The 22,613-nt window shown below is 63.7% G+C and carries 17 protein-coding genes and 1 pseudogene; 13 read left to right on the top strand and 5 right to left on the bottom strand.

Annotated elements, in window-relative coordinates; translation table 11 throughout:
• The first annotated feature begins 157 nt into the window (after window positions 1-157).
• Window positions 158-679, top strand: coding sequence for an N-acetyltransferase family protein (locus tag AC1DWQ_RS21605; protein ID WP_477671480.1), 522 nt, complete (start codon window positions 158-160; stop codon window positions 677-679).
• Between the two features lie 664 nt (window positions 680-1,343).
• Here AC1DWQ_RS21605 and AC1DWQ_RS21610 read toward each other — a convergent pair.
• A complete protein-coding gene (locus AC1DWQ_RS21610) occupies window positions 1,344-1,523 on the bottom strand; it encodes a hypothetical protein (protein ID WP_477671481.1) in 180 nt (59 codons plus the stop codon).
• A 339-nt stretch (window positions 1,524-1,862) separates the two neighbouring features.
• On the opposite strand from AC1DWQ_RS21610, the gene AC1DWQ_RS21615 reads away from it, so the two are divergent.
• Both AC1DWQ_RS21615 and AC1DWQ_RS21620 read left to right on the top strand, forming a co-directional pair.
• Window positions 1,863-2,210, top strand: coding sequence for an ElaB/YgaM/YqjD family protein (locus AC1DWQ_RS21615; RefSeq protein WP_477671482.1), 348 nt, complete (start codon window positions 1,863-1,865; stop codon window positions 2,208-2,210).
• Between the two features lie 207 nt (window positions 2,211-2,417).
• A complete protein-coding gene (locus tag AC1DWQ_RS21620) occupies window positions 2,418-3,359 on the top strand; it encodes a DUF808 domain-containing protein (protein WP_477671483.1) in 942 nt (313 codons plus the stop codon).
• A 36-nt stretch (window positions 3,360-3,395) separates the two neighbouring features.
• On the opposite strand, the gene AC1DWQ_RS21625 is transcribed toward AC1DWQ_RS21620, so the two are convergent.
• Both AC1DWQ_RS21625 and AC1DWQ_RS21630 read right to left on the bottom strand, forming a co-directional pair.
• On the bottom strand, window positions 3,396-3,599 hold the full coding sequence (locus tag AC1DWQ_RS21625) for a hypothetical protein (protein WP_477671484.1): 204 nt from the start codon (window positions 3,597-3,599) through the stop codon (window positions 3,396-3,398).
• A 188-nt stretch (window positions 3,600-3,787) separates the two neighbouring features.
• Window positions 3,788-4,714, bottom strand: a complete 927-nt coding sequence (locus tag AC1DWQ_RS21630) for a LysR family transcriptional regulator (protein WP_457279192.1) — start codon at window positions 4,712-4,714, stop codon at window positions 3,788-3,790.
• 457 nt (window positions 4,715-5,171) lie between these two features.
• Here AC1DWQ_RS21630 and AC1DWQ_RS21635 point away from each other — a divergent pair, with 457 nt between their 5' ends.
• The 7 genes from AC1DWQ_RS21635 (at window position 5,172) to AC1DWQ_RS21665 (ending at window position 15,328) form a co-directional block, all read left to right on the top strand.
• Complete coding sequence (locus tag AC1DWQ_RS21635; protein WP_477671622.1) at window positions 5,172-6,032, top strand: alpha/beta hydrolase; 861 nt, start codon at window positions 5,172-5,174, stop codon at window positions 6,030-6,032.
• 44 nt (window positions 6,033-6,076) lie between these two features.
• Window positions 6,077-7,315: an efflux RND transporter periplasmic adaptor subunit gene (locus AC1DWQ_RS21640; protein ID WP_477671485.1), complete on the top strand. Its 1,239-nt coding sequence runs from the start codon at window positions 6,077-6,079 to the stop codon at window positions 7,313-7,315.
• Between the two features lie 32 nt (window positions 7,316-7,347).
• Window positions 7,348-10,581 carry an efflux RND transporter permease subunit gene (locus AC1DWQ_RS21645; protein WP_477671486.1) on the top strand — a complete coding sequence of 1,078 codons (3,234 nt, stop codon included), beginning with the start codon at window positions 7,348-7,350 and terminating at the stop codon, window positions 10,579-10,581.
• A 30-nt stretch (window positions 10,582-10,611) separates the two neighbouring features.
• Window positions 10,612-12,021 carry an efflux transporter outer membrane subunit gene (locus AC1DWQ_RS21650; protein WP_477671487.1) on the top strand — a complete coding sequence of 470 codons (1,410 nt, stop codon included), beginning with the start codon at window positions 10,612-10,614 and terminating at the stop codon, window positions 12,019-12,021.
• 422 nt (window positions 12,022-12,443) lie between these two features.
• Complete coding sequence (locus tag AC1DWQ_RS21655; protein WP_477671488.1) at window positions 12,444-13,703, top strand: methyltransferase; 1,260 nt, start codon at window positions 12,444-12,446, stop codon at window positions 13,701-13,703.
• Between the two features lie 19 nt (window positions 13,704-13,722).
• Window positions 13,723-14,742, top strand: coding sequence for a tRNA dihydrouridine synthase (locus AC1DWQ_RS21660; protein ID WP_477671489.1), 1,020 nt, complete (start codon window positions 13,723-13,725; stop codon window positions 14,740-14,742).
• Window positions 14,743-14,863: 121 nt separating this feature from the next.
• Entirely contained in the window at window positions 14,864-15,328 is a 465-nt protein-coding gene (locus AC1DWQ_RS21665; RefSeq protein WP_477671490.1) for an RcnB family protein, read from the top strand.
• A 125-nt stretch (window positions 15,329-15,453) separates the two neighbouring features.
• Here AC1DWQ_RS21665 and AC1DWQ_RS21670 read toward each other — a convergent pair.
• Window positions 15,454-16,155 (bottom strand): annotated as a pseudogene (locus AC1DWQ_RS21670) (GNAT family N-acetyltransferase); the annotation flags it as partial.
• Between the two features lie 128 nt (window positions 16,156-16,283).
• Between AC1DWQ_RS21670 and pdxR the strand changes: the two are divergent.
• Together pdxR and AC1DWQ_RS21680 are read left to right on the top strand one after the other, a co-directional pair.
• Window positions 16,284-17,777: a MocR-like pyridoxine biosynthesis transcription factor PdxR gene (gene pdxR / locus AC1DWQ_RS21675; RefSeq protein WP_477671491.1), complete on the top strand. Its 1,494-nt coding sequence runs from the start codon at window positions 16,284-16,286 to the stop codon at window positions 17,775-17,777.
• Between the two features lie 20 nt (window positions 17,778-17,797).
• Window positions 17,798-18,658 carry a PA4780 family RIO1-like protein kinase gene (locus tag AC1DWQ_RS21680; protein ID WP_477671492.1) on the top strand — a complete coding sequence of 287 codons (861 nt, stop codon included), beginning with the start codon at window positions 17,798-17,800 and terminating at the stop codon, window positions 18,656-18,658.
• Between the two features lie 20 nt (window positions 18,659-18,678).
• On the opposite strand, the gene AC1DWQ_RS21685 is transcribed toward AC1DWQ_RS21680, so the two are convergent.
• Window positions 18,679-19,881, bottom strand: coding sequence for a multidrug effflux MFS transporter (locus AC1DWQ_RS21685; RefSeq protein WP_477671493.1), 1,203 nt, complete (start codon window positions 19,879-19,881; stop codon window positions 18,679-18,681).
• 295 nt (window positions 19,882-20,176) lie between these two features.
• Here AC1DWQ_RS21685 and AC1DWQ_RS21690 point away from each other — a divergent pair, with 295 nt between their 5' ends.
• The gene (locus tag AC1DWQ_RS21690; RefSeq protein ID WP_477671494.1) at window positions 20,177-22,606 is read left to right on the top strand and encodes a cellulase family glycosylhydrolase; all 2,430 of its coding nucleotides are present in this window, start codon (window positions 20,177-20,179) and stop codon (window positions 22,604-22,606) included.
• Window positions 22,607-22,613: the final 7 nt, after the last annotated feature.

Below are 22,613 nucleotides of genomic sequence, written 5' to 3' on the forward strand. Positions count from 1 at the left end.
GGTGCGACGAATGTACCCGACGCCAAAGTCACTGGCCGGGCATTCATCCTGCCGCCGGACCGCCGTGAAGCGAATGTATTGCCGGGCGAGAGGCGATTTGGGCGACAATTCTGCTCCCCCGATCATTTCCCGCACCGATTCACAAGCGATTTTTTTCATGTCCAGCTATTCCGTCCGTCCCGCTACGCCCCGCGATGCCAAAACCATTGCCGAAATCCATGTCGCCACCTGGCAGGCCGCTTATAAAGACCTCATGCCCGAGGACTACCTCGGCAAGATCACGGTAGAAAAACGCCTGCCTTACTGGCGCGAAGCCATCGAATTCAGCGAACCGCAACTGCTGGTGGCCACGGACGGAGATGAGATCGTGGGCTTTGTCGGCTTTGACCGTTCCCGCGATGCCGGCACCAAATCCACTGTTGGCGAAATCTGGGCGCTGTATGTGCTGCCAGAACATTGGGGCAAGGGCGCAGGCCTGGCCCTGTGGGACGGCGCGCGTGAGGGCCTGAAAGAAGAGGGTTGCACGCAGGTCACGCTGTGGGTGCTTTTGCGCAATGAGCGTGCGCTGCGCTTTTATGAACACGCTGCGGGGTTCAAGCGCGAGATGCCATCGCTCAAGACGGTGGCTTTTGGCAGTGCCAAGCTGGAAGAGATCCGGCTCAAGCGGGTGGTTGATTGAGGGCTGGATTGTTGAACTGATTCTGTTTGGGCCGGTTCTTGCTCCTGCGTTGCGCTTTTTGCTGAGTTCTGCTGGCCGGGGGTTGCCCGGCGGCAACTCACTTTTCTTTTGCTTCGCCAAAAGCAAAGTAAGCAAAAGAAAAGGCGACCCTGCTGTCTGCGACCCTCCGCTTCGCTACGGGCAACCTGCGGTGCTCGGTTCAGGCGGGGTCTCGCTCGAACTCGCCTTCGGCTCAGACAATCGCGATCCCTGATCCGCCTGAACCTGCGCTCCTCGGCGCATACAGAAGGGCTAATCGGGAGCGGGGACTGAAGACAAATACCAACTCCAATACCGACAAGGACACGCCATGGCGTGTCCTTGTTTCTTCAGGTATTCGTATTCCTTCCCCACCCCCTTGTGGATGCGCCGAGGAGCGGAGGTCCAGACGGATCAGGGCAAAAACTTGTTTGAGCGAAGCGAGTTGTTTTTGACCCCGGCTGGACCGAGCACCACAGGTTGCCCGTAGCGAAGCGTAGGGACGCAGGAACCAGGGTCGCCTTTTCTTTGGTGACTTTCTTTTGGCGAAGCAAAAGAAAGTTACTTGCATGCCGGGCAACCCCCGGCCAGCAGAACTCAGCAAAAAGCACAACGACAGAAAAAACCAGGCCTTAAGAGCGCCATCTCACGACGGCACATTCACCACCCGCTCATCGTCATCAGGAATCAGCGGCATCCCTTCGTCGGGCTCGACCGGCAACTCCAGTGCGTCGTCTTCATCCAGACCTTCCTCGGGTGGGCCGTTACGCGGCTGGCCGTTGTCGGTTGCGCTGGTTCTGAGGGCGGGTCGTCCAATTCTGGGCATTGTGCTTCTCCTTGGAGTTTCGAAAACGTTAGAAGGGCGTTTATCAACGGTGCCTGGCCTGGATGCCTTTGGCTTGTGAGTTCAGGACGATGATGCGGGCAACCGCGACAGGGGCTGCCAAGCCAAGCGGCCTTTTTCCTGTCAGTGTGGGCCGACAACCGCGCGGCACGCACAACACTCTCTTGTCCTACATGCAGCGTATCCGGCTGCGCACAGTCTGCATGCCTGCCACCGCTTAATGTCGGCAGACACCTCTGGATGACGAACCATATACCCGTCATCGCCGGGACACAAATAGATCGCAGAGGTATTTTGCGGAATTTTTTTGAAAGAAGCATCATGGACAAAACCACAGCCTCCACCGGTACGGCTTCCGGTACTGACAACCCCCTGCAGCGCGGCGTCGAGTCTGCCGGCGCAGCGCTCCACAGCGGTATTGACAAGGTGGCTGAGCCGGCCCGCAGTGCGGTAGACCGCGCTTCTTCCGCCGCGCACGAAGGCGTCGACAAGCTGGCCGGCGGTGCCAGCAGCGTGGCTGACCGTTTTGCCGACCAGACCCGCAGGGTGACTGAAGCACCAGGCCGGGCCATTGAGGCCTCGAAATCATGGGTGCAGGAAAGGCCCCTGGAGGCCGTCGGTGCCGCCCTTGCCTTGGGCTTTATCCTGGGACGGCTCACGGCACGCTGAATACCTGGCACATAAATGCCCGTTCAAAGCCGCCCGCGAGGCGGCTTTTTGTTGCGCTGGATTTGGGTACAGTAGGTCTCCCCTTCGGTGCGATCACAACGCATAACAGCAGCACCGGACTCCTGCCAGGCCCCGGCACCGCCACGGCCAGGCTTTGCAAGCTTTGCTCACCCCCTTCGGCCTTGCGCCGGCACACGGAACCTACATATGGCCAGCAGCCTTCTCGCGTTGATCGACGACATCGCCACCATCCTTGATGACGTAGCGCTGCTTTCCAAGGTGGCCGCCAAGAAAACCGCCGGCGTGCTGGGTGACGACCTGGCGCTCAACGCCCAGCAGGTCTCAGGGGTCAAGGCAGACCGGGAACTGCCGGTGGTCTGGGCTGTGGCCAAAGGTTCTTTTGTCAACAAGGCCATCCTGGTACCGGCCGCGCTGGCCATCAGCGCGTTCATACCGTGGGCCGTCACGCCGCTGCTGATGGTGGGCGGTGCATTTCTTTGTTACGAGGGGTTTGAGAAACTCGCGCATAAATTCATGCACAGCGCAGACGAACAGGCGGCCGAGCATGAAGCACTGACCGCCGCACTGACCAACCCCGACGTAGACGTGCTGGCGCTTGAAAAAGACAAGATCAAGGGAGCGGTCCGCACCGACTTCATCCTGTCCGCTGAAATCATCGCGATCACGCTGGGCACCGTGCAGGCCAGTCCCTTCGTGACGCAGGTGGCTGTTCTGGGCGGTATCGCCCTTCTGATGACGGTGGGGGTTTATGGCCTGGTGGCAGGCATCGTGAAGCTGGACGATGGCGGGCTTTACCTTAGCCAGCGTGAAGGAGGCGGCGCCCTGGGCCGCTTGCAGCGCGGCGCAGGCCGCGCCATCCTGCTGACCGCTCCCTGGCTCATGAAAGGCCTTTCTGTGGCGGGCACCATCGCGATGTTCCTGGTGGGGGGCGGCATTTTGACGCACGGCTTTGCGCCGCTGCATCACGCGATCGAGCTGCTCGCGCAAAAAGCGTCGGCCATAGGCGGAGCAGGTGCCTTGCTGGTCGCGCTCACACCGCTGTTGATGGACGCACTCACAGGCTTGATCGCCGGTGCGCTGGTGTTGTTCGCCGCCATGCTGGTCAAGCGCGTCCTGGCGCGCCGCTGACACAGAAGAGAAGAGAGTGCATGGAGAATCCGGCAGTCAGTCGCCGGACTTTCCTGGCTTGGCCGGCTTTTCCGGTTCCTCGTGGCGGCCTTCAGTTTTGCCGGCGGGCTGGTCGTCCGGCACCGGAAATGGCCAGCGGCCTTTTTCACGGGGTGGTGCGGGCATGGCTGCTTCCCGCGCGCGCTGCTCCAGTGCCTTTCGGCTCTCGGTATCGGGCGCGGCAACTTTGGGTCTTGGCATGGGTGGTCTTTCGCAGGGAAGAAAGGCAGTGTATGAACGCAGGCGCGCAAAACGCCGGACAGCCACTGACCTTACTCCCCTGGGATGTCCTGTGGTGTAGTCTGCGGATGACGCCAGTTGTAGGAAGCTGGGGACGCCGGAAAATGCCGATGCATTCGGTGTAGCGGCTGTCGCGTCGTCTGCCTCGTTTATTGCGGCAAGCTGCTCTTGCGCTGTATCAGGTCGTGTTTGGCGAAGAGGTCGGCGATCCAGTCGACAAACACACGCACCTTGTTGCTCAGGTGGCGGTTGGGTGGGTACACCACATGGATGGGTTTGGCCTCGGAGCACCAGCCATTGAACAGGGGTTCCAGCGCACCGCTGCTGATGTGGTGCTGAACCAGGAAGGTGAGCGTCTGCAGGATACCCAGGCCTGCCAGCGCCGCCGCCACACCCGCGTTCGAGTCATTGACCGACAGCTGGTGGTGCCCGCCGATCTCCACCACCTCGCCGTCCTTTTGCAGGTTGACGGTGTAAAGCTTGCCGTCGCGCGGCGAAAAATAGCGGATCAGCTTGTGCGCCTGCAGCTCGCGCGGGTGCTGTGGCACGCCGTGGCGCTTGAGGTAGGCGGGCGAAGCGCAGGACATCAAATAGAACTCGCCGATGCGGCGTGCCACCAGCGACTGGTCGGTGATCTGCCCGCCGCGGATCACGCAGTCGACATTTTCGGCAAGGATGTCGATCGGCCGGTCGCTCACACCAAGCTCCAGCTGGATGTCGGGGTAGCGCGCATAAAAGTCGGGCAGGGCCGGAATCACCACGGCCAGGCCCAGTGATGAGGGAATGTCCACCTTGAGCCGGCCACGCGGGCTGGCCTTGGCGCGCGACATGCTCGACTCAAGCTCTTCCATTTCGCCCAGAAGGCGGCCCGCGCGCTCGTAGTAGGCCGCACCGTCGGCCGTCACGGTGACTTTGCGCGTGGTGCGGTTGAGCAGCTTGGTGTCCAGCGATTGTTCCAGCGTCTGGATCAGGCGCGTCACCGTGGGCTTGGGCATGCCCATGGAATCTGCCGCTTTGGTAAACGTGCCGGCCTCCACAACCCGTACAAAGGCCTGCATTGCGGAAAATTTATCCATGAAAGAGTCCTGTTCTGGTGAGGGCCGTCAGCGCGTGCCTTGCCTGGCGGGCCGGCGCTGCAAGAGGATATGGGGCGGATAACGGGGGCGGTAATAAAAAGAATGGCTGCCGGGGAAGAGGGGCATTTGCCAACAAAGGCTCATCGGCAAAACAGCGAGGGGCGATTGTGACCAGCCCAGCCGGTTCAGGTGCGGGGCGCGAAATAGCCCTGAGAACTTTCCGGGATTGCCCGCTCCCGATTGACCTTGCCCCACAGGGAAGGATGAAACTCCGCGCTCGGATGTTCATGGGAGCTTTCATGGGGGACCGTGATTTTCAGAGGAGAAGCCTGCTTGCTACCCCTCATTGTTGCACTGGTGAAATAAAGTATAAACAAAACGGCTATTTATTAAGGGAGTTGTCGCGCGTATCTTCTGCTGCATTGCAACAAAGAGGAGCCGCGTGCGGCTCGCCATGATGAACAGCCCACAGCCCGTCCCCGCAGGCGCCGACAAAAACCCCCCTCCCTGGGTGGAAAAACAGATCCAACTGGCACTGAAAAAGCCGCTGGACGTGCGCTTTTACGGCCGCCGCAGCGGCACGGGCGTTTCACCCCTGGTGGTGCATTTCCATGCCGGCGCGTTTGTAGGGGGGTCCCTGGAAGGCGGTTCCTGCGTAGCCGGGTTGCTGGCCCAAGCCGGCGCAGTGGTGATGTCGCTGGACTATCCGCTGGCGCCAGAGCACCCTTTCCCCAATGCTGTCGAAATAGGTTATGCCGCGCTGGTCTGGGCCGCCAAGGCTCGCCACAAGCTGGTCGGCGTCGGTGCGCCGGTTTTTGTGGCCGGCGAAGAGGCCGGTGGCAATATCGCTGCCGCCGTGGCGCTGATGGCGCGTGACCAGCATGAGCCGGCTCTGGCAGGGCAGATCCTGATGTCGCCCATGCTGGACCCATGCCTTGCGACCGCTTCGCTGCGCGACGCCGAAGCCGGGCCCGTGGGCTGCACCTGGGCCGACGGCTGGCACAAATACCTGCCCCGGGCCGAAGACGCAAGCCACCCTTACGCTGCACCCGGCGCCGCATTCCGCCTGGCAGGCCTTGCACCGACGTTGCTTATCACCGCGCAGGACGACCCGCTGCGCGACGAAACGCTGGCCTACGCCGCACGGCTGCGCGCCGCAGGCCTGGTTGCGCACGAGACCGTGTTGCCGGTTCCGACCGGCTGGCCCTGCAGCTATCTGCAGCCTTGCGACCACAAGGCTGCTTGGGGCCCTGTCCTGCATGAGCAGTACACCCGTTTTTTCGCTGATGCGCTGGCCGCGCATGCGACCCATTCCTGAGTTTCACAGTTCCTTTTTTCCTTTTTCTTTTGAGGGGTTTCACCATGACATCGATTCATCTGCACAACAACAAGCGCCGTTTGCTGGCAACCGTCGTGGCGGTACTGGCATTGACGGGCGTGACGGCTGTCATCTTCGGCGTTTCGGGCACGCGTGCCCAGTCCGCTGCGTCCGGCGAGCCGCAGGCCACGCCGGTCTCGGTGGCCACTGTCGTGCAAAGCGACGTGTCTGCCTGGGACGAGTTTTCGGGCCGGCTGGAAGCGGTTGAGCGCGTGGATATCCGCTCGCGTGTGGCCGGCACCATCCAGGCCGTGCACTTCCGCGAAGGCGCATTGGTCAAAAAGGGTGACCTGCTGCTGACGATTGACCCGGCACCCTACGCCGCCGAAGTGGCGCGCGCCGAAGCCCAGGTGGCCGCGGCGCAGGCCCGTGTGGCTCAGGCCAAAGGCGAACACGAGCGCTCACAGCGCCTGTGGGGCGAGCAGGCCATTTCAAAGCGCGAATTTGACGAGCGCACCAATGGCAAGGGTGAAGCCGACGCCAACCTGCGCGCCGCGCAGGCAGCCCTTCAAACGGCGCAGCTGAGCCTGGGGTATTCGCAGGTCCGCGCCCCGGTGGCCGGCCGCGTCGGCAAGCTCGAAGTGACGGTGGGCAACCTGGTCGCTGCAGGCCCGGGCGCACCCGTGCTGACCACGCTGGTGTCCGTGAGCCCGATCTATGCGAGCTTCGACGCCGACGAGCAGGTCGTGGTCAAGGCCCTCAAGGACGTGCAGGGCGCCAACGCCGGTATCGCGGGCGGCCGCAACCTGGACCGCATTCCGGTGCAGATGGGCACCGCCGCCAGCGCCGACACGCCGTTTGAAGGCAAGCTGCAGCTGGTCGACAACCAGGTGGACGCCCGAAGCGGCACCGTGCGTGCACGCGCTGTGTTCGACAACAAGGACGGCCAGCTGATTCCCGGCCAGTTCGCGCGCATCCGCATGGGCCAGGCCACCAAAGGCAAGGCATTGCTGATCAACGAACGCGCCGTCGGCACCGACCAGAACAAGAAGTTTGTGCTCGTGGTCGGCGCCGACAACAAGGCGATGTACCGCGAAGTCACGCTGGGCGCTTCCGTCGATGGCCTGCGTGTCGTCAAAAGCGGCCTGGCCGCCAATGAACGCATTGTGGTCAACGGCTTGCAGCGCATCCGCCCCGGTGCGCTGATCACACCGCAGCCGGTCGAGATGACCGCCAAGTCGGAACTCACCGAAAAAGCAGTGAAGGTCGCGGCCAAGTCCTGAGCCGCTCCTTCACCTGAACCAGAAGAATTGCCATGAATCTTTCCAAATTTTTTATTGACCGGCCGATCTTTGCCGGCGTGCTGTCGCTGCTGATGTTCATTGCCGGACTCATCGCGCTGCGCTCGCTGCCGATCGCCGAATACCCGGACGTTGTGCCGCCCACCGTGGTGGTGCGCGCCAACTACCCCGGCGCCAACCCCAAAGTGATTGCCGAGACCGTCGCCACTCCGCTCGAGGAATCCATCAACGGCGTGGACGGCATGCTCTACATGAGCAGCCAGGCCACCACCGACGGCCTGATGACGCTGAACGTCACCTTCAAGCTCGGCACCGACCCCGACAAGGCCCAGCAACTGGTGCAAAACCGTGTCTCGCAAGCCGAGCCGCGCCTGCCGGAAGAAGTGCGCCGCCTGGGCATTACCACCATCAAGAGCTCACCCGACCTCACGATGGTGGTGCACTTGCTGTCGCCCAACGACCGCTACGACATGACCTACCTGCGCAATTACGCGGTGCTCAATGTCAAGGACCGCCTGGCGCGCATCAATGGCGTGGGCCAGGTGCAGCTGTTCGGTTCGGGCGACTATTCAATGCGCGTCTGGCTTGACCCGCAAAAAGTGGCTGAGCGCGGTTTGTCCGCCGGCGACGTGGTACGCGCCATCCGCGAGCAGAACATCCAGGCCGCCGCCGGCGTCGTGGGCGCTTCCCCGGGCCTGCCCGGCGTGGACATGCAGTTGTCCATCAATGCCCAGGGCCGCCTGCAAAGCGAAGAAGAGTTCGGTGACATCATCGTCAAGACCGACAAGGGCGGCGCCGTGACGCGCCTGCGCGATATTTCTCGTCTGGAGCTCGGTGCTTCCGACTACGCCCTGCGTTCGCTGCTGGACAACAAACAGGCTGTGGCCGTGCCGGTGTTTGCCGCACCGGGCTCCAACGCCATCCAGATCTCCGACGATGTGCAGGCCGTGATGAAGGACCTGAAAAAGAGCATGCCCGAAGGCGTGGACTACGAAATCGTCTACGACACCACGCAGTTTGTGCGCTCGTCCATCGAGGCCGTGGTACATACGCTGCTCGAAGCCGTGGCCCTGGTGGTGCTGGTCGTGATCATCTTCCTGCAGACATGGCGCGCTTCCATCATTCCGCTGCTGGCCGTGCCTATTTCTGTCATCGGCACGTTTGCGGTGATGCACCTGTTCGGTTTTTCGATCAACGCGCTCAGCCTGTTCGGATTGGTGCTGGCCATCGGCATTGTGGTGGACGACGCCATCGTGGTGGTGGAGAACGTCGAACGCAACATCGAGGCGGGCCTGAGTCCGCGCGACGCCACCTACCGCGCCATGCGGGAGGTGTCCGGGCCCATCATCGCGATTGCCCTGGTGCTGATCGCCGTGTTTGTGCCGCTGGCTTTCATCACCGGCCTCTCGGGACAGTTCTACAAGCAGTTCGCGCTGACCATCGCGATCTCCACAGTGATCTCCGCTATCAACTCGCTGACCCTGTCGCCGGCACTCGCCGCCTTGCTGCTCAAGAGCCATGACGCACCGAAAGACGCGCTGACCCGCGGCATGGACAAGGTGTTCGGCCGCTTCTTCGCAGGCTTTAACCGCCTGTTCAGCCGCGGTTCCGAAAACTACAGCCGCGGTGTCAAGGGTGCGATTTCGCGCAAGGCCATCATGCTGGGCGTGTACCTGGTGCTGGTGCTGGCCACCGCAGGCCTCTTCAAGGCAGTGCCCAGCGGCTTTGTACCCGGGCAGGACAAGCAATACCTGATCGGTTTTGCCCAGTTGCCCGACGGCGCCACGCTGGACCGCACCGAGGACGTGATCCGCAAGATCAGCGACATCGCCATGAAACAACCCGGCGTGGAACACGCGATTGCTTTCCCCGGCCTGTCGATCAACGGCTTTACCAACAGCTCCAACTCGGGCATCGTGTTTCTCTCGCTCAAGCCCTTCGACGAGCGCAGGAGTGCAGACCTGAGCGCCGGCGCCATCGCTGGCCAGCTGAACGGAAAATTCGGCGGTATCCAGGAGGCGTTCATCGCCATGTTTCCGCCGCCGCCCGTGCAGGGCCTGGGCACCACCGGCGGCTTCAAGCTGCAGCTGGAAGACCGCGGCTCGCTTGGCTATGCCGCGCTGGACGCCGCCACCAAGGCCTTCATGGCCAAGGCCTACCAGACGCCCGAGCTGGCCGGCATGTTCTCCAGCTTCCAGGTCAATGTGCCGCAGCTCTATGCCGACATCGACCGCACCAAGGCGCGCCAGCTCGGCGTGCCGGTGACTGACGTGTTCGACACCATGCAGATTTACCTGGGCAGCCTGTATGCCAACGACTTCAACAAGTTCGGCCGCACGTATTCCGTGCGGGTGCAGGCTGATGCACCTTACCGCGCCCGCGCTGAAGACATCGGCCTCTTGAAGGTGCGATCGGTCACCGGCGAAATGGTGCCGTTGTCAGCGCTGATGAAAGTCACGCCGAGCTTCGGCCCCGAACGCGCCATGCGCTACAACGGCTTCCTGTCGGCCGACATCAACGGCGGCGCCGCACCCGGCTACTCGTCGGGCCAGGCGCAGGACGCGGTCGCCCGCATTGCGGCCGAGACGCTGCCGCCCGGCATCAGCTACGAGTGGACGGACCTCACGTACCAGGAAATCATTGCCGGCAACTCGGCCATGTGGGTGTTCCCGCTGGCGCTGCTGCTGGTCTTCCTGGTGCTGGCCGCGCAGTATGAAAGCCTGACCCTGCCGATCGCCATCGTGCTGATCGTGCCCATGGGCCTGCTGGCCGCCATGCTGGGCGTGAAGCTGACGGGAGGCGACAATAACATCTTCACGCAGATCGGTTTGATCGTGCTGGTGGGGTTGTCGGCGAAGAACGCGATTTTGATCGTGGAGTTCGCACGCGAGCTGGAGTTTGCCGGGCGCACGCCGCTGCAGGCCGCGATTGAAGCCAGCCGCCTGCGTTTGCGCCCCATCCTGATGACTTCGCTGGCTTTCATCATGGGCGTGCTGCCCCTGGTGCTGTCCTCCGGTGCGGGTGCCGAAATGCGCCACGCCATGGGTGTGGCGGTGTTCTCGGGAATGATCGGCGTGACGGCTTTCGGCCTGTTCCTCACGCCGGTGTTCTACGTCACGCTGCGCCGCCTCACGGGCAACCGTCCGCTCAAGCTGCATGGCGAAGTGCCGCACGTCGAGGCCTTCGCAGGCAGTGGTGGTGCAGGCGCGCACGCGCAGCCGGCAGCGCCCCTCAAGCTTCACGAATAACAACAAGCATCAAAGGTACAGGAGTTCATCATGAACCACACAACGTCCAAACTGCGCACCGCGCTGCTGCCTTTGCTGGCCGCCCTGGTGCTGGCCGGCTGCGCCACCAGCGCGTCGGTTGACCCGGCGAGCATTCCGGCTGCGCCTTCCGCCTACAAGGAAAACGCTGTCGCCGTCGCGACGGCGCCTGCAGCAACCGCTCCGCAATCACAAGGCACCTGGTGGAAGGCGTTCGCCGACCCGGTGCTCGACCAGCTGGTCGAGCAGGCCGGCGCCAACAACAACAGTGTCAAGGTGGCCGCGGGGCGGCTGGCCCAGGCGCGCGCCATCCTGCGCAACACCGATGCCGACCGCCTGCCGCAAGTCGGTTTGAGCGGCGGCGCCGTGCGCCAGAGCAACATCACCACCAACCGCGTCGCGCAGACCACGGTGACGGCGGCGGCCAACTTTTCGTATGAAGTTGATTTGATCGGCAAGCTGTCGCTGAACTCTGACGCCGCATCGCTGGATGCGAAATCGCGCGAAGCCTTGCTGCGCAGCACCCAGCTGCTGGTGCAGGCCGATGTGGCGCAAACCTACCTCAACCTGCGCGCGCTCGACACCGAACGCACGCTGGTGCGTGACACACTGCAGGCTTACCGCAACACGCTGCGCCTGACGGAAGTGCGCTTCAAGGAGGGCGACGTGGCCGAGCTCGACGTGGCCCGTGTGCGCACCGAGGTCGCCTCAACCGAGTCCGATGCACTGGCGCTCGACCAGCGCCGCGCCGTGCTGGAGCATGCCCTGGCTGTGCTGGTGGGCGAGGTGGCGTCGAACTTTGCCGTCGCGCCCACCGAGTGGTCGACCGCGCTGCCGGTCATCCCGGCCGGTGTGCCCAGCACCGTGCTGGAACGCAGGCCCGATGTGTCTGCCGCGCAAAGCACCATGCAGGCCGCGCAGGCCCGCGTTGGTGTCGCCCAGGCTGCGTGGTTCCCGACCTTTTCGCTGACGGGCAACGCAGGTTATGCCGCGCCCGAGATCAAGGACCTGTTCAAGGTTTCGACCCAGGCCTGGGGCGTGGGTGCTTTGCTCTCGCTGCCGATCTTTGACGGCGGACGCCGCAAGGCCGGCGTGCAGAACGCGAATGCTGAACTCGACATCGCCTTGGCCAACTACCGTGAACAGATCCTCGTCGCCTTCAAGGACGTGGAAGACCAGCTCTCGGCCCTGCGCCTGCTGGCCGAGCAATCGGAAGCGCAGTCGCGTTCCGTCGCTTCGGCCACACGCGCCACGGTGCTGTCGGATTCACGCTACCGCAATGGCTTTGTCAGCCAGCTTGAACTGTTGGACGCGCAACGCAGCGAACTGCGCAACCGCCGCCAGGCGCTGCAGGTCAAGACCGCGCAGTACCTGGCAACGGTGGGTCTGATTCGGGCGCTGGGTGGCGGCTGGAGCACTTGAACACCCCTGTTGAGGCTCACTTCGTGTAGCCTCCTCTCCCCTTGCAGGGGACGGCGCCTGCGGCCTGGCGGAGCCAGTTCCGCGGCTCCTGCTGGTGAGGAGGGAAGCGCTCTCTGCCGGTTGTTGCTATCTAATTGATAGCTGGTGGCGCAGGTTCCTATTGGGCTGGAGGCCTGAATCGGTCCTGAAAATGACCTGAAAAGTGCTCTGAACGCTGTTTTGGAGCCTTTTGATCACCCAAAATAGCCTGTAGACCTTCAAAAAGGCCTTTTTTGAGTGCCAAAAGTGGCTGTGGCGCAATCAGGACATGCGCGAGCAGCTATTAAATTGATAGTGATTAGGCAGCGCTTGCAGCCGCTGGGGCTGGCCATCTGTTAAAACACTTGGCTTCCTTCTTTGTTCTTCTTTGTGTCTGCCCCCTGATGCCCGCTTCACCTGCTGTTCCTGTCACTTCTTCCGTTGCCTCTTCTCCTGAGCCCGCCACCATCCACTGGACGGAGGGCGGCGAGGCGCGTTCTGCGCGCTGGCGTTCCGAGCGCGGCGCGCCGGCGCCGAAGCGCGTGGTGATCGCTGACGACACCCTCGCGGCCGACGCTGCTTACCGCCTGGCCTGTGAAGGCACGGGCCTGCTCTGGCGTGGCGACTTCCAGAATGCCCGGCTACTGCTGCAGGCGCTGGCCCGCCGCGTCGACAAACCGGCCAAACCCAAGCGCGAGAAACGCGTGAAGGACCAGAAAGCCGGAGAGGCCAGCGCCCCCGTTGAAGCCGCCGCGCCGGTGTTCCCGGAAGCGTTTCACCTGCACCGCCAGGCGCAGGCGCAGCGTGCCCGCGTGCTGGGCATGGTGCTGATTCCGTTTGACGCGGACTACAGCATTCCCTTGCGCCGCGCGCCCGATGCCAAAAAGGCGTGTGCCGAAGCCTGGGGACCAGCCCGGGATGGAACGGTTCCCTCGGTTGCATCACTGCGCGAGCTGATGGGTTTCATCAGCTCGCACGAATGGCGCCGCAAGGGCGTGCCGATTCCCGCCCTCGGCGAAGACGGGCCGCACAACCGCATCCATCCGCACTACGGCGTTTTCTCGCCGGTGCGCGGCGAATACATCGACCTGGTGGCGCAGGCGCCCGTGCCGGAAGGCACCGAGGACCTGACCGGTTTTGACATTGGCACCGGCACCGGTGTGCTGGCCGCCGTTCTGGCGCTGCGCAGCGGCATCCAGCGCGTGGTGGCCACCGACCAGGACCCGCGTGCGCTGGCTTGCGCACGCGACAACCTCAAGCGCCTGGGCTTTCCACAAGTCGAGGTGCGCGAAGCCAACCTGTTTCCCGACGGTAAGGCGCACATCATCGTCTGCAACCCGCCGTGGTTGCCCGCGCGGCCCGGCTCCCCGCTGGAGCATGCTGTGTATGACGAAGACAGCCGCATGCTGCTGGGTTTCCTCAACGGCCTGGCGGCGCACCTGGAGCCCAAAGGCGAGGGCTGGCTGATCCTGTCGGACATCGCCGAGCACCTGGGCCTGCGCACGCGCACCTGGCTGCTGGCGACGATCGATGCGGCGGGCCTCAAGGTGGTGGACCGGCTGGACGCGCAGCCGCATCACCCCAAGGCCTCGGACGCCAGCGATGCGCTGCATGCGGCGCGCGCGGCGGAAGTCACGTCGCTGTGGCGATTGGCCGCCAAATAGAAACCAGAAGCTGGGTGGGATGAAGACTGAACCACGCGCTACCGTCCTGCTGGCCCCGATGGAAGGCCTGCTGGACTTTGTGCTGCGCGACATCCTCACGCGGGTCGGTGGCATTGACCGCTGCGTCTCTGAATTCATCCGCATCACCGACCAGCTGCTGCCCGAGCGCGTGTTCTATCGCATCGTGCCCGAGCTGCACCACGGCGGCCGCACGCTGGCCGGTGTGCCGGTGCGTGCGCAGCTGCTGGGTTCCGACCCGGGCTGCATGGCCGAGAATGCCGCGCGGCTCGCAGGCCTCGGTCCGGCGGGCATTGACCTGAACTTTGGTTGCCCGGCCGCGGTGGTCAATCGCCACGGCGGCGGTGCATCGCTGTTGCGCGAGCCCGAAACCCTGACGGCCGTTGTCGGCGCGGTTCGCCGGGCGGTGCCGGCCGGCATGCCCGTGTCGGCCAAGATGCGGCTGGGCTACGAAGACGATGCGCGTGCCGTTGAATGCGCGCTCGCCATCGAAGCCGGCGGTGCCGGCGAGCTCGTGGTGCACGCCCGCACCAAAGCCCAGGCCTACAAACCGCCCGCCTACTGGGAACGCATCGCCGACATCCGTGCCGCGGTCAGGATTCCGGTGGTGGCCAATGGCGAGATATGGACAGTGGAAGATGCGCGGCGCTGCCGTGAAGCTTCGGGTTGCGACGTGCTGATGATCGGCCGCGGCGCGGTGCGCGACCCGGGCCTGGGGCTGGCGATCAAGGCCGACATGGCTGGTGGGCACCATGCTGCTGTAAGCTGGCCTACGCTGCTGCCGCTGATCGCCGAGTTCTGGCACATCGTCTGCTCACGGCTTGAGACACGTGCGAGAGCGGGGCGCCTCAAGCAGTGGTTGAATTTTTTGCGGCGGCGGTTTCCGGAGGCGGAGGTCGCCTACCAGGCGATCAAGACGGTGAATGATCCCGTGCTGATCGATGAATGGCTGGCTCAGCTGCTGCAACCTGGCGAGAGTGACAAGCCTTCCGCGCGCTTGCCTTTGGCCGTGATGGCTTGAAGGCCCAAGTCTGAGCGCCGCACAGATTGCAACCAGGCTTTACACAAACACTCCCGCGGCTTTGCTGCGCCGACACGTCGCCGGAACACCATGAAGGCTCTTCCATCCAAAGGAGTCGATCATGAAATCAAAAGCCATTGTGTGTGCCATCGCCGCCGCGTCGCTGGGCTTTGCCTCGCTCTCGTTTGCGCAAGGCTACGACGGGCGCAGCCAGCGCGGTGAGTCTCCCCGTGTTGAACAGCGCGGGTCTGTCGGTCCCGGTTACAGTCGCGACGATGGTCCCGGCTATGGTCCCGGTTATGGTCGCGCAGACGCCCGTGCAGACGATCGCGGCGGGCGCGGTTTTGACCATCGTGACGACCGCCGTTATGCCCGCAATGACCGCCACTTCGATGGTCACGGCCCGCAGTTCTACCGCGGCGGCCGCATCCCAAATGAGTACCGCGGCCGTCAGTATGTGGTGAATGACTGGCGCGGGCATCGCCTCCATGCGCCGCCGCGCGGCCAGCAGTGGGTGCAGGTGGGCGCGGACTATGCACTCATCGCCATCGCCACCGGTGTGATCGCGCAGCTGGTGCTGAACTGAACTTTCGGTGCGGCGCCGGGAAATCCATACCCGGCGCCGTCCTGAGTCCTCGGTGAAATGAAGCTCTTTCTGTGGTGCTGCCGTCAGGCTGCCATCACGGCGGGGGCTTTGTGCATCAGGCGGCTGCGAATGTCAGTGAGCGCCAGAACCTGCGCACCCTGTGCATCAAAGTTATCCGGTGAAAGCCAGCTGTCAAAGGTCTTCTTCAAGAGCGGCCATTCACCGTCGATGATGGAAAACCAGGCGGTGTCGCGGGTCCTGTTCTTGTAGACGAGGAGCTGCCGGAAAACGCCTTCGAAGCTGAAGCCGAGCCTGGCGGCCGCGCTGCGTGACGGCGCGTTGAGGCTGTCGCATTTCCACTCGTAGCGGCGGTAGCCGAGCGTTTCGAAGACCAGCTTCATCAGCAGGTACTGGGCTTCGGTGGAGGCGCGGCTGCGCTGCAGCAGTGGCGAGAAGATCACGTGCCCTACCTCAATGACGCCGTTGGCGGTATCCATGCGCATCAGCGACAGCGTCCCGACCGCGCGCTGGGTGCCGGCGTCCACGACCGTGTAATGCAAAGGGTCGGCGCTGGCTGCGTTGCGTTCGAGGTAGGCATCGAAATCGCTGCGCGCGGTAAATGGCTCGGGGGCCAGGTAGGTCCAGGCCCGGCCGTCGGGTGCGGCGGCGTAGGCGGTGAACAGGTCGTCGCCATGGCGCCTGGCGTCCAGCGGCTCGAGGCGGCAATACCGGCCTTCGAGTGTGATGCGTGGCGGCCTTTGTCTTGCTGTCCAGCCCTGCATGGCTTCGCCAATGGGTTGCCCGTAGGCGTTTGTGCGTGTGGTCATCGATGCTCCTGTGAGTTTGATCGCCTAGGTTAAGATCTTTGTGGCTCTTCATAAAGTGCCATAAAGTGGTTATTTCGTGGTGCCACGATCTGCGACCAAATTCTTTGCCGTTCAACAACCCTTGCGCGATGCCCTCTACCAATTTCGCTAACAAGTCCGCTCCAAAGCACTCCGCCCCGCAGGGTTTCCTGGAAGCTCCACTGGACAGGTCCGACGCCGAGCCTTTGCAGCGCCAGCTTTACCGCAGGCTCAAGGAGGCCATCCTCAAGAGCCAGCTGGCTGCGGGCAGCCGCCTGCCCGGCTCGCGCGCATTGGCGCAAACCCTGTCGGTCTCGCGCAATACCGTGGCGATTGCCTACGAACACCTTGTATCCGAAGGCTATGTCCGCGCCGACCGGCAGGGAAGCACCGTGGCGGCTCTGTTGCGCCCGGCCACGCAACAGGCGCAGCCCGAGGCCACCGCGCCATCCCGCGTGGCACTGCGCCTGTCCCGCATCCGGTCGGGGCCCGCACGCCTTGACACCAGCACCGCCTTGCGCCCCGGTGTGCCGGCGCTTTCCCACTTTCCGCTGGCCGTCTGGCGCAGCATGCTGGACCGCGCGGTGCGTGAGGCCTTGCCGGCGGCGCTGCATTACGGCGACCCTTTCGGTCAGGCTGAACTGCGCACCGCCATTGCGCGCCACCTGGCAATCACGCGCGGCGTGCATTGCGAGCCGGCGCAGGTCATCGTGACGGAAGGGGCGCAGGAGGCGCTCATGCTGTGTGTGCGCTTGCTGACCAACCCGGGCGACACGGCCTGGGTGGAAGACCCGGGCTACCGGGGCGCCAAGGCAGCGATGCATGCGGGTGACCTGCGCATCGTGCCGAAACGCATGGACGACGAAGGCCTGCACATCGGCGCGGCGGATTGGCGCTCACGCACGCCACGGCTGATTTACACGACGCCTTCGCACCAGTATCCGATTGGCGTGGTGATGTCGGTGGCACGCCGCCTGGCCTTGATGTCTGCCGCGCGCAGGCACGGCGCCTGGATCATTGAAGACGACTACGACAGCGAATTCCGCCACGCCGGCGAACCCATAGGCGCCATGCAGGGCCTGGTGGCCGATGCGCCTGTGCTCTACGTCGGCACGTTTTCCAAAACCATGTTTCCCTCGTTGCGCCTGGGTTTTTTGGTCATGCCAAAGCCACTGCTGGCTTCAGCGCAGGACGCCTTGCGCGAGATGCTTCGCGGCGGCCACAGCCATGAGCAGCTTGCCATGGCCGGCTTCATCGAGTCCGGGCAGTTTGTGCGCCACCTGGGGCGAATGCGGCGGCTGTACCGTGAGCGCCAGCATGCCCTGCGGGAAGCATTGACGCGGCACCTGCGCGTTCCGCATGTCATTGAAGGCGGGCAGGGCGGCCTGCACCTGGCAGTCCGGCTGCCGCGGGACTTTGCGGACGTTCGCATTGCGGAAGCTGCCCGGCGGTACGGGATGGCGCCCATGCCGCTTTCCTCGTTTGCCATGGCGCCGGCACCTGAAGACAACGGCCTTGTGCTGGGCTACGGAAACACCGCGACTGAGCTGCTGGACCCTCTCGTCAAACGCCTGTCGCAGCTGGTGCTGACGGCAGGAGGCTGAGCCCGGCGCACAATGGCACCATGAAAACACCCAAGAGGCTGCAGTCGCTGCTCGAAGAAGGCCTGATCGATACAGTGGTACGGCAACTGATGAGCGGCAAGGAAGCCATGGTGTACGTGGTGCGCTGCGGCGACGAAACGCGCTGCGCCAAGGTCTACAAGGACGCCACCGAGCGCAGCTTTCGCCAGGCAGTGGACTACACCGAGAACCGCAAGGTCAAGAACACCCGGCAGGCGCGCGCTATGGCCAGGGGCACGCGCTTCGGCCGGCAGGCCACCGAAGCAGCCTGGCAAAGCGCCGAGGTGGATGCCCTGTACCGGCTGGCCGCAGCCGGCGTGCGCGTGCCCAAACCGCACAACTTTTGCGATGGCGTGCTGCTGATGGAGCTGGTGACCGACGAACATGGTGACGCCGCACCGCGCCTGAACGACGTGGAATTCACGCCTGAAGACGCACGCCTGCACCACGCCACGCTGCTCACGGAAGTGGTACGCATGCTGTGCGCCGGTGTTGTGCACGGCGACTTGTCGGAATTCAATATCCTGCTCGGTGTGACAGATGGCCAGCCCGGCCCGGTCATCATCGACCTGCCGCAGGCGGTGGACGCCGCCGGCAACAACCACGCGGGCCGCATGCTGCTGCGCGACGTGGCCAACCTGCGCGGCTTCTTCGGCCGCTTTGCGCCGGAGCTGCTGCAAACCGACTACGGCAGCGAGATCTGGGACCTGTACCAGCGCGGCGTGCTGCAGCCCGAGACGGTGCTGACGGGCCGCTTTGCCCACAAGACCGGGCCGGTCAACCTCGGCGCCGTGATGGGTGAGATCGACGATGCGCGTGCTGAAGAGTCAGCGCGGCGGCTGCGCATACAACAAGCCCGTTAGGTGCGTCTTTTCGCGAGGCGCTAGTGCGCCGGCGCAGTGGCAGCGCGCTTGCCGCCCAGCGTCACGCGTGCCGTGACATACGCCAGCAAGGCGCATCCGGCGATGCCGGCCACCATGGGGCGGGCGCTGCCGTCTACAAACACGCCCACCACCGCCATCACCACCGCGCCGGTGACAAACTGCAAGGTGCCCATGAGGGCCGAGGCCGTGCCGGCTATGGCGCCGTGTTCTTCCAGTGCCAGTACGGCGGTGGTTGGAACCACCAAGCCCAGAAATCCATAGCCCACCAGCATCAGCGCGATCATCACGTCCAGCCTTTCGATGCCCACCAGGTTCAGCACCAGCAGCAGGGCCATCACGGCGGCATAACCCGTCACGGCCACTTTCACGATGGGCACAAGCCCGAAACGCGCAGCCAGCTTGCCGGTGAACTGCGAAACCCCGATGAAGGAGGCTGCGTTGACTGCAAAGGCGATGCTGTACTGGCGCGGTGTCAGGCCGTAGTGGTTGATCAGCACAAAGGACGAGTTGGCAAGGTAGGCAAAAAAGCTCGAGATGCCGAAGGCGCCGATGAACACCAGGCCCATGAAATGGCGGTCGCGCAGCAGCACGCCGTAGGCGGTCAATGCGCTGCCAAAGCTGCTGTCCACGCGTTGTTCGGGCGGTCGCGTTTCCGGCAGAGTGAAGGCCACCAGCACCAACCCTGCAGCGGCGGCCACGGTGACGGCCCAGAACACGCTGCGCCAGCCGAAGGCCTCAATGAGGAAGCTGCCGGCCAGCGGCGCCAGGATGGGCGAGACGCTGAAGACCAACATCAGCAGGGACATGAGGCGCGCGGCGTCGTGGCCGGTATGCAGGTCTCGCACTACCGCGCGCGGCACCACCATGCCGGCGCAGGCGCCCAGGCCCTGGATGAAGCGCAGCACCACCAGCGTCTGGATGTCAGGCGCCAGCGCGCAGCCGATGCTGCCGGCGGCAAACAGCAGCAGGCCGAAGTACAGCGGCGGCTTGCGGCCCACCATGTCGGAGACCGGGCCGTAGATGATTTGCCCAATGCCGAGGGAGATGAAAAACGCCATCAGGCTGGCTTGCACCGCGCCCATGGAGGCGCCCAGGCTGTGCCCGATGGAAGGCAGCGCGGGAAGGTACATGTCGATGGCGAAAGGGCCGATGGCGGACAGCAAACCCAGCACCAGGGCTGCCCGGAAGAAACTTTTTGTCATGAATGAAATGAAGTCAAGCCGCTTTGTGTATCAGTAACAAGGTGGAAGGCCTTGCACCCAAACGGCACTGTTAAAACCGCCATTGAAAACGCACCAGGGCGGGGCGCAATGACGGTAAGAAATTATCTGCGGCTATTGTCGCTGACCTCGCTGTCTCTTGCTTGCACTGCGCCGGTAACCTGTCAGGCCTGACAGGGGCCGAAATGTAAGCGGGACACTGTGTTGATTCAAACTGTAATGAAGCCGCAATACGGGGTTTAACCTGAGGTCTTTGGACGAACAGGAGCGCACCCCGATGCATAGACGTGAATTTTCACAGGCCGCCGTGGCGGCGGGCGCGTTGGCCGCCTTTGGGCCTTTCATGACGGCCCGGCTTGCCCAGGCCGCAGCGCCTCTTGCTGCGGCCGGCTCGCCAGCGATGGGGACCAATCTCTCCGGCATGGAATGGGCAAAAACCGGCTTGCGGCGCAACACGAGTTCTGCAACCAACATCCATTTCACCGTGCCGCGCAAGGCCGACGTGGATTATCTCGCCGCCTGCGGCTTCACCAAAAACAGGCTGCCCATTCAATGGGAGCTGCTGCAGCCCATGCTGCATGACACAGTGGCCAACGCTGCGGCCAAAGCGGCGATCGGCAATCCGGGTGTTTTCCACGCTGCGTATGAAGCCTATATCACCGGTGTGCTGGATGCCCATGCGGCGGCGGGTATGAAGTGCATCATCGACAACCATAACTACGGGCGCTACCAGGATTTCAAATTTCAGGCCGACGGATCCGTACTTGGCCTGACCGTGCCGTCCGACCCGCTGCTGCGGCCCTACACCACCGATGCAAGCCAGGTGCAGGTGAGGATTTTTTCGCTGACCGCAGGCGCCACGCTCAAGCAGTCCCAGTTTGCGGATTTCTGGGCGCGTGCCGCCACGAAGTGGAAGAGCCACCCCGGCTTCGGCGGCTATGGCCTCATGAACGAACCGCACGACCTGCCCAAGCCGGGTGGCCTTATCGCCTCGGATGAAGAAACCGTGAAGGGTGGTGAAGACCTGGCGATCATGGCGGCTTATTCGCAGGCTGCCATCAATGCGATCCGGGCCATAGACCCCATCAACCCCATTTATGTGGGCGGCAACCAGTACAGCGCGGCCATATCGCTGGGCACCAAGAACCCGGGCTTTCCGGTCACGGGCGCCAATCTTGTGTATGAAGTCCACGTCTACCTTGATGCCTTCGGCAACGGTGCCTCTTTCGATTACGACACGGAAGTCGCCAAGAACTACAGCGCGGGTTTTGGTGTTGGCCCCATCAAGGCTTCCACGGGCATGGACCGCCTGAAGATTGCGGCCGACTGGGTACAGGCCCGGGGTGCGAAGCTGGCGCTCACCGAGATCGGCATGCCGATTGACGACACGCGCTGGCAAACCATGTTTGCCCAGGCCATCAACTATGCGCGCCAGGTCAACTGCGAGGTCTATAGCTGGATGGGCGGCAACCACTGGCCCATCCACAACTACGCCATCAACCATGTGCCGGGCTGGCACCAGAACCGCACGCTCGAGCCGCTGGTCTCGGGGCCGATGAAGGCTGCGGTGGGTATTGTGCAGGCCACCGTGTACGACGACGGTCCTGGCTATTCACCCGCCGGCGCGCCGCTGACGTTCACGGTTTATGCCCGCGGCAATCTGGCACAACCCGTGACGTTGACCGTGGCCTCCAACAACGGAGGCACGCTGAGCAAGTCCAGCCTTGTCATTCCTGCGGGGGCCAACGGCCAGGACACCTTTACCTTCACGCCGGCAGCCAATCGGGTGGCTACGCTGACCTATACCAGCGGCGGCCAGCTGTCGGGCCAGGTGCCGCCGCCGCGCAAGGTGTTCTCGCTGACCGATCCGGTGGCCTACGCTGCTACCAGCCTGGCCGATGCCGCGCTGGCCATCATCGCGAAATACAACGCCTGCAAATGGGACATGACCCACGGCTACACCGACTACCTGCTGGGTGCGCCCGCCGCGGCCGGGCAGGCGGTACGCGCGGTGTCGGATTCGGGCTACGGCTCCAGTGCCGGCAATGCCATGGAGATGATCAACTGGATCAACAGGGACGGCCCCAACATGGGCACGATGGCGCCGCCGGTGATGCGCGTCAATGCCGGGGGCAAAAAATATTCGGACCACAGTGTTTACGACACGGCGGGCTTCTGGTGCAAAAAATCAGTGCCGATGGCCGGCATCCAGCCCAATCCGAAAAACCGCGTGCCCTACAACATTGAAGATCCCCATTTCGCCCTTGCCGCGGTCAGTGTTCCGGGGGCAATCAATACCGGCGTGGTTTTCCAGGCCTCAAAGACCGAGACGCTCTACACCTCGGACCTGGGTTTCACCAACAGCCAGCCGTATGCCAAATGGGTGGACTCGGCGGGGCAGACCGTGCAGCTGACCAGCGCCACGAAACTCCCAGCGGGTGTGCCTGCCGTGATGGCGCTCACCTCTGCACCCGGTGCGCAGAGGCTGCGTATCAATTCGGTGCAGGCGGGCACCGCCAGTGCCACGCTGGCGCCGGGTGTGTGCAGCCAGATGCTGATCGGCTGGGGTTATCTCAGCTACTATCCGCGCGGCAGTTTCAGGGGACACATTTACGCCGTCATCGCGGGCAAAGGCGCCCCCACCGTGCCCGAGCTGGCCGTGCTGGAAAAATACCTGGCCTCCGTGGCCGGCGTCACGCTGCCATAGGCCGGCG

The sequence above is a fragment of the Polaromonas sp. P2_G11 genome (genome assembly GCF_056403595.1).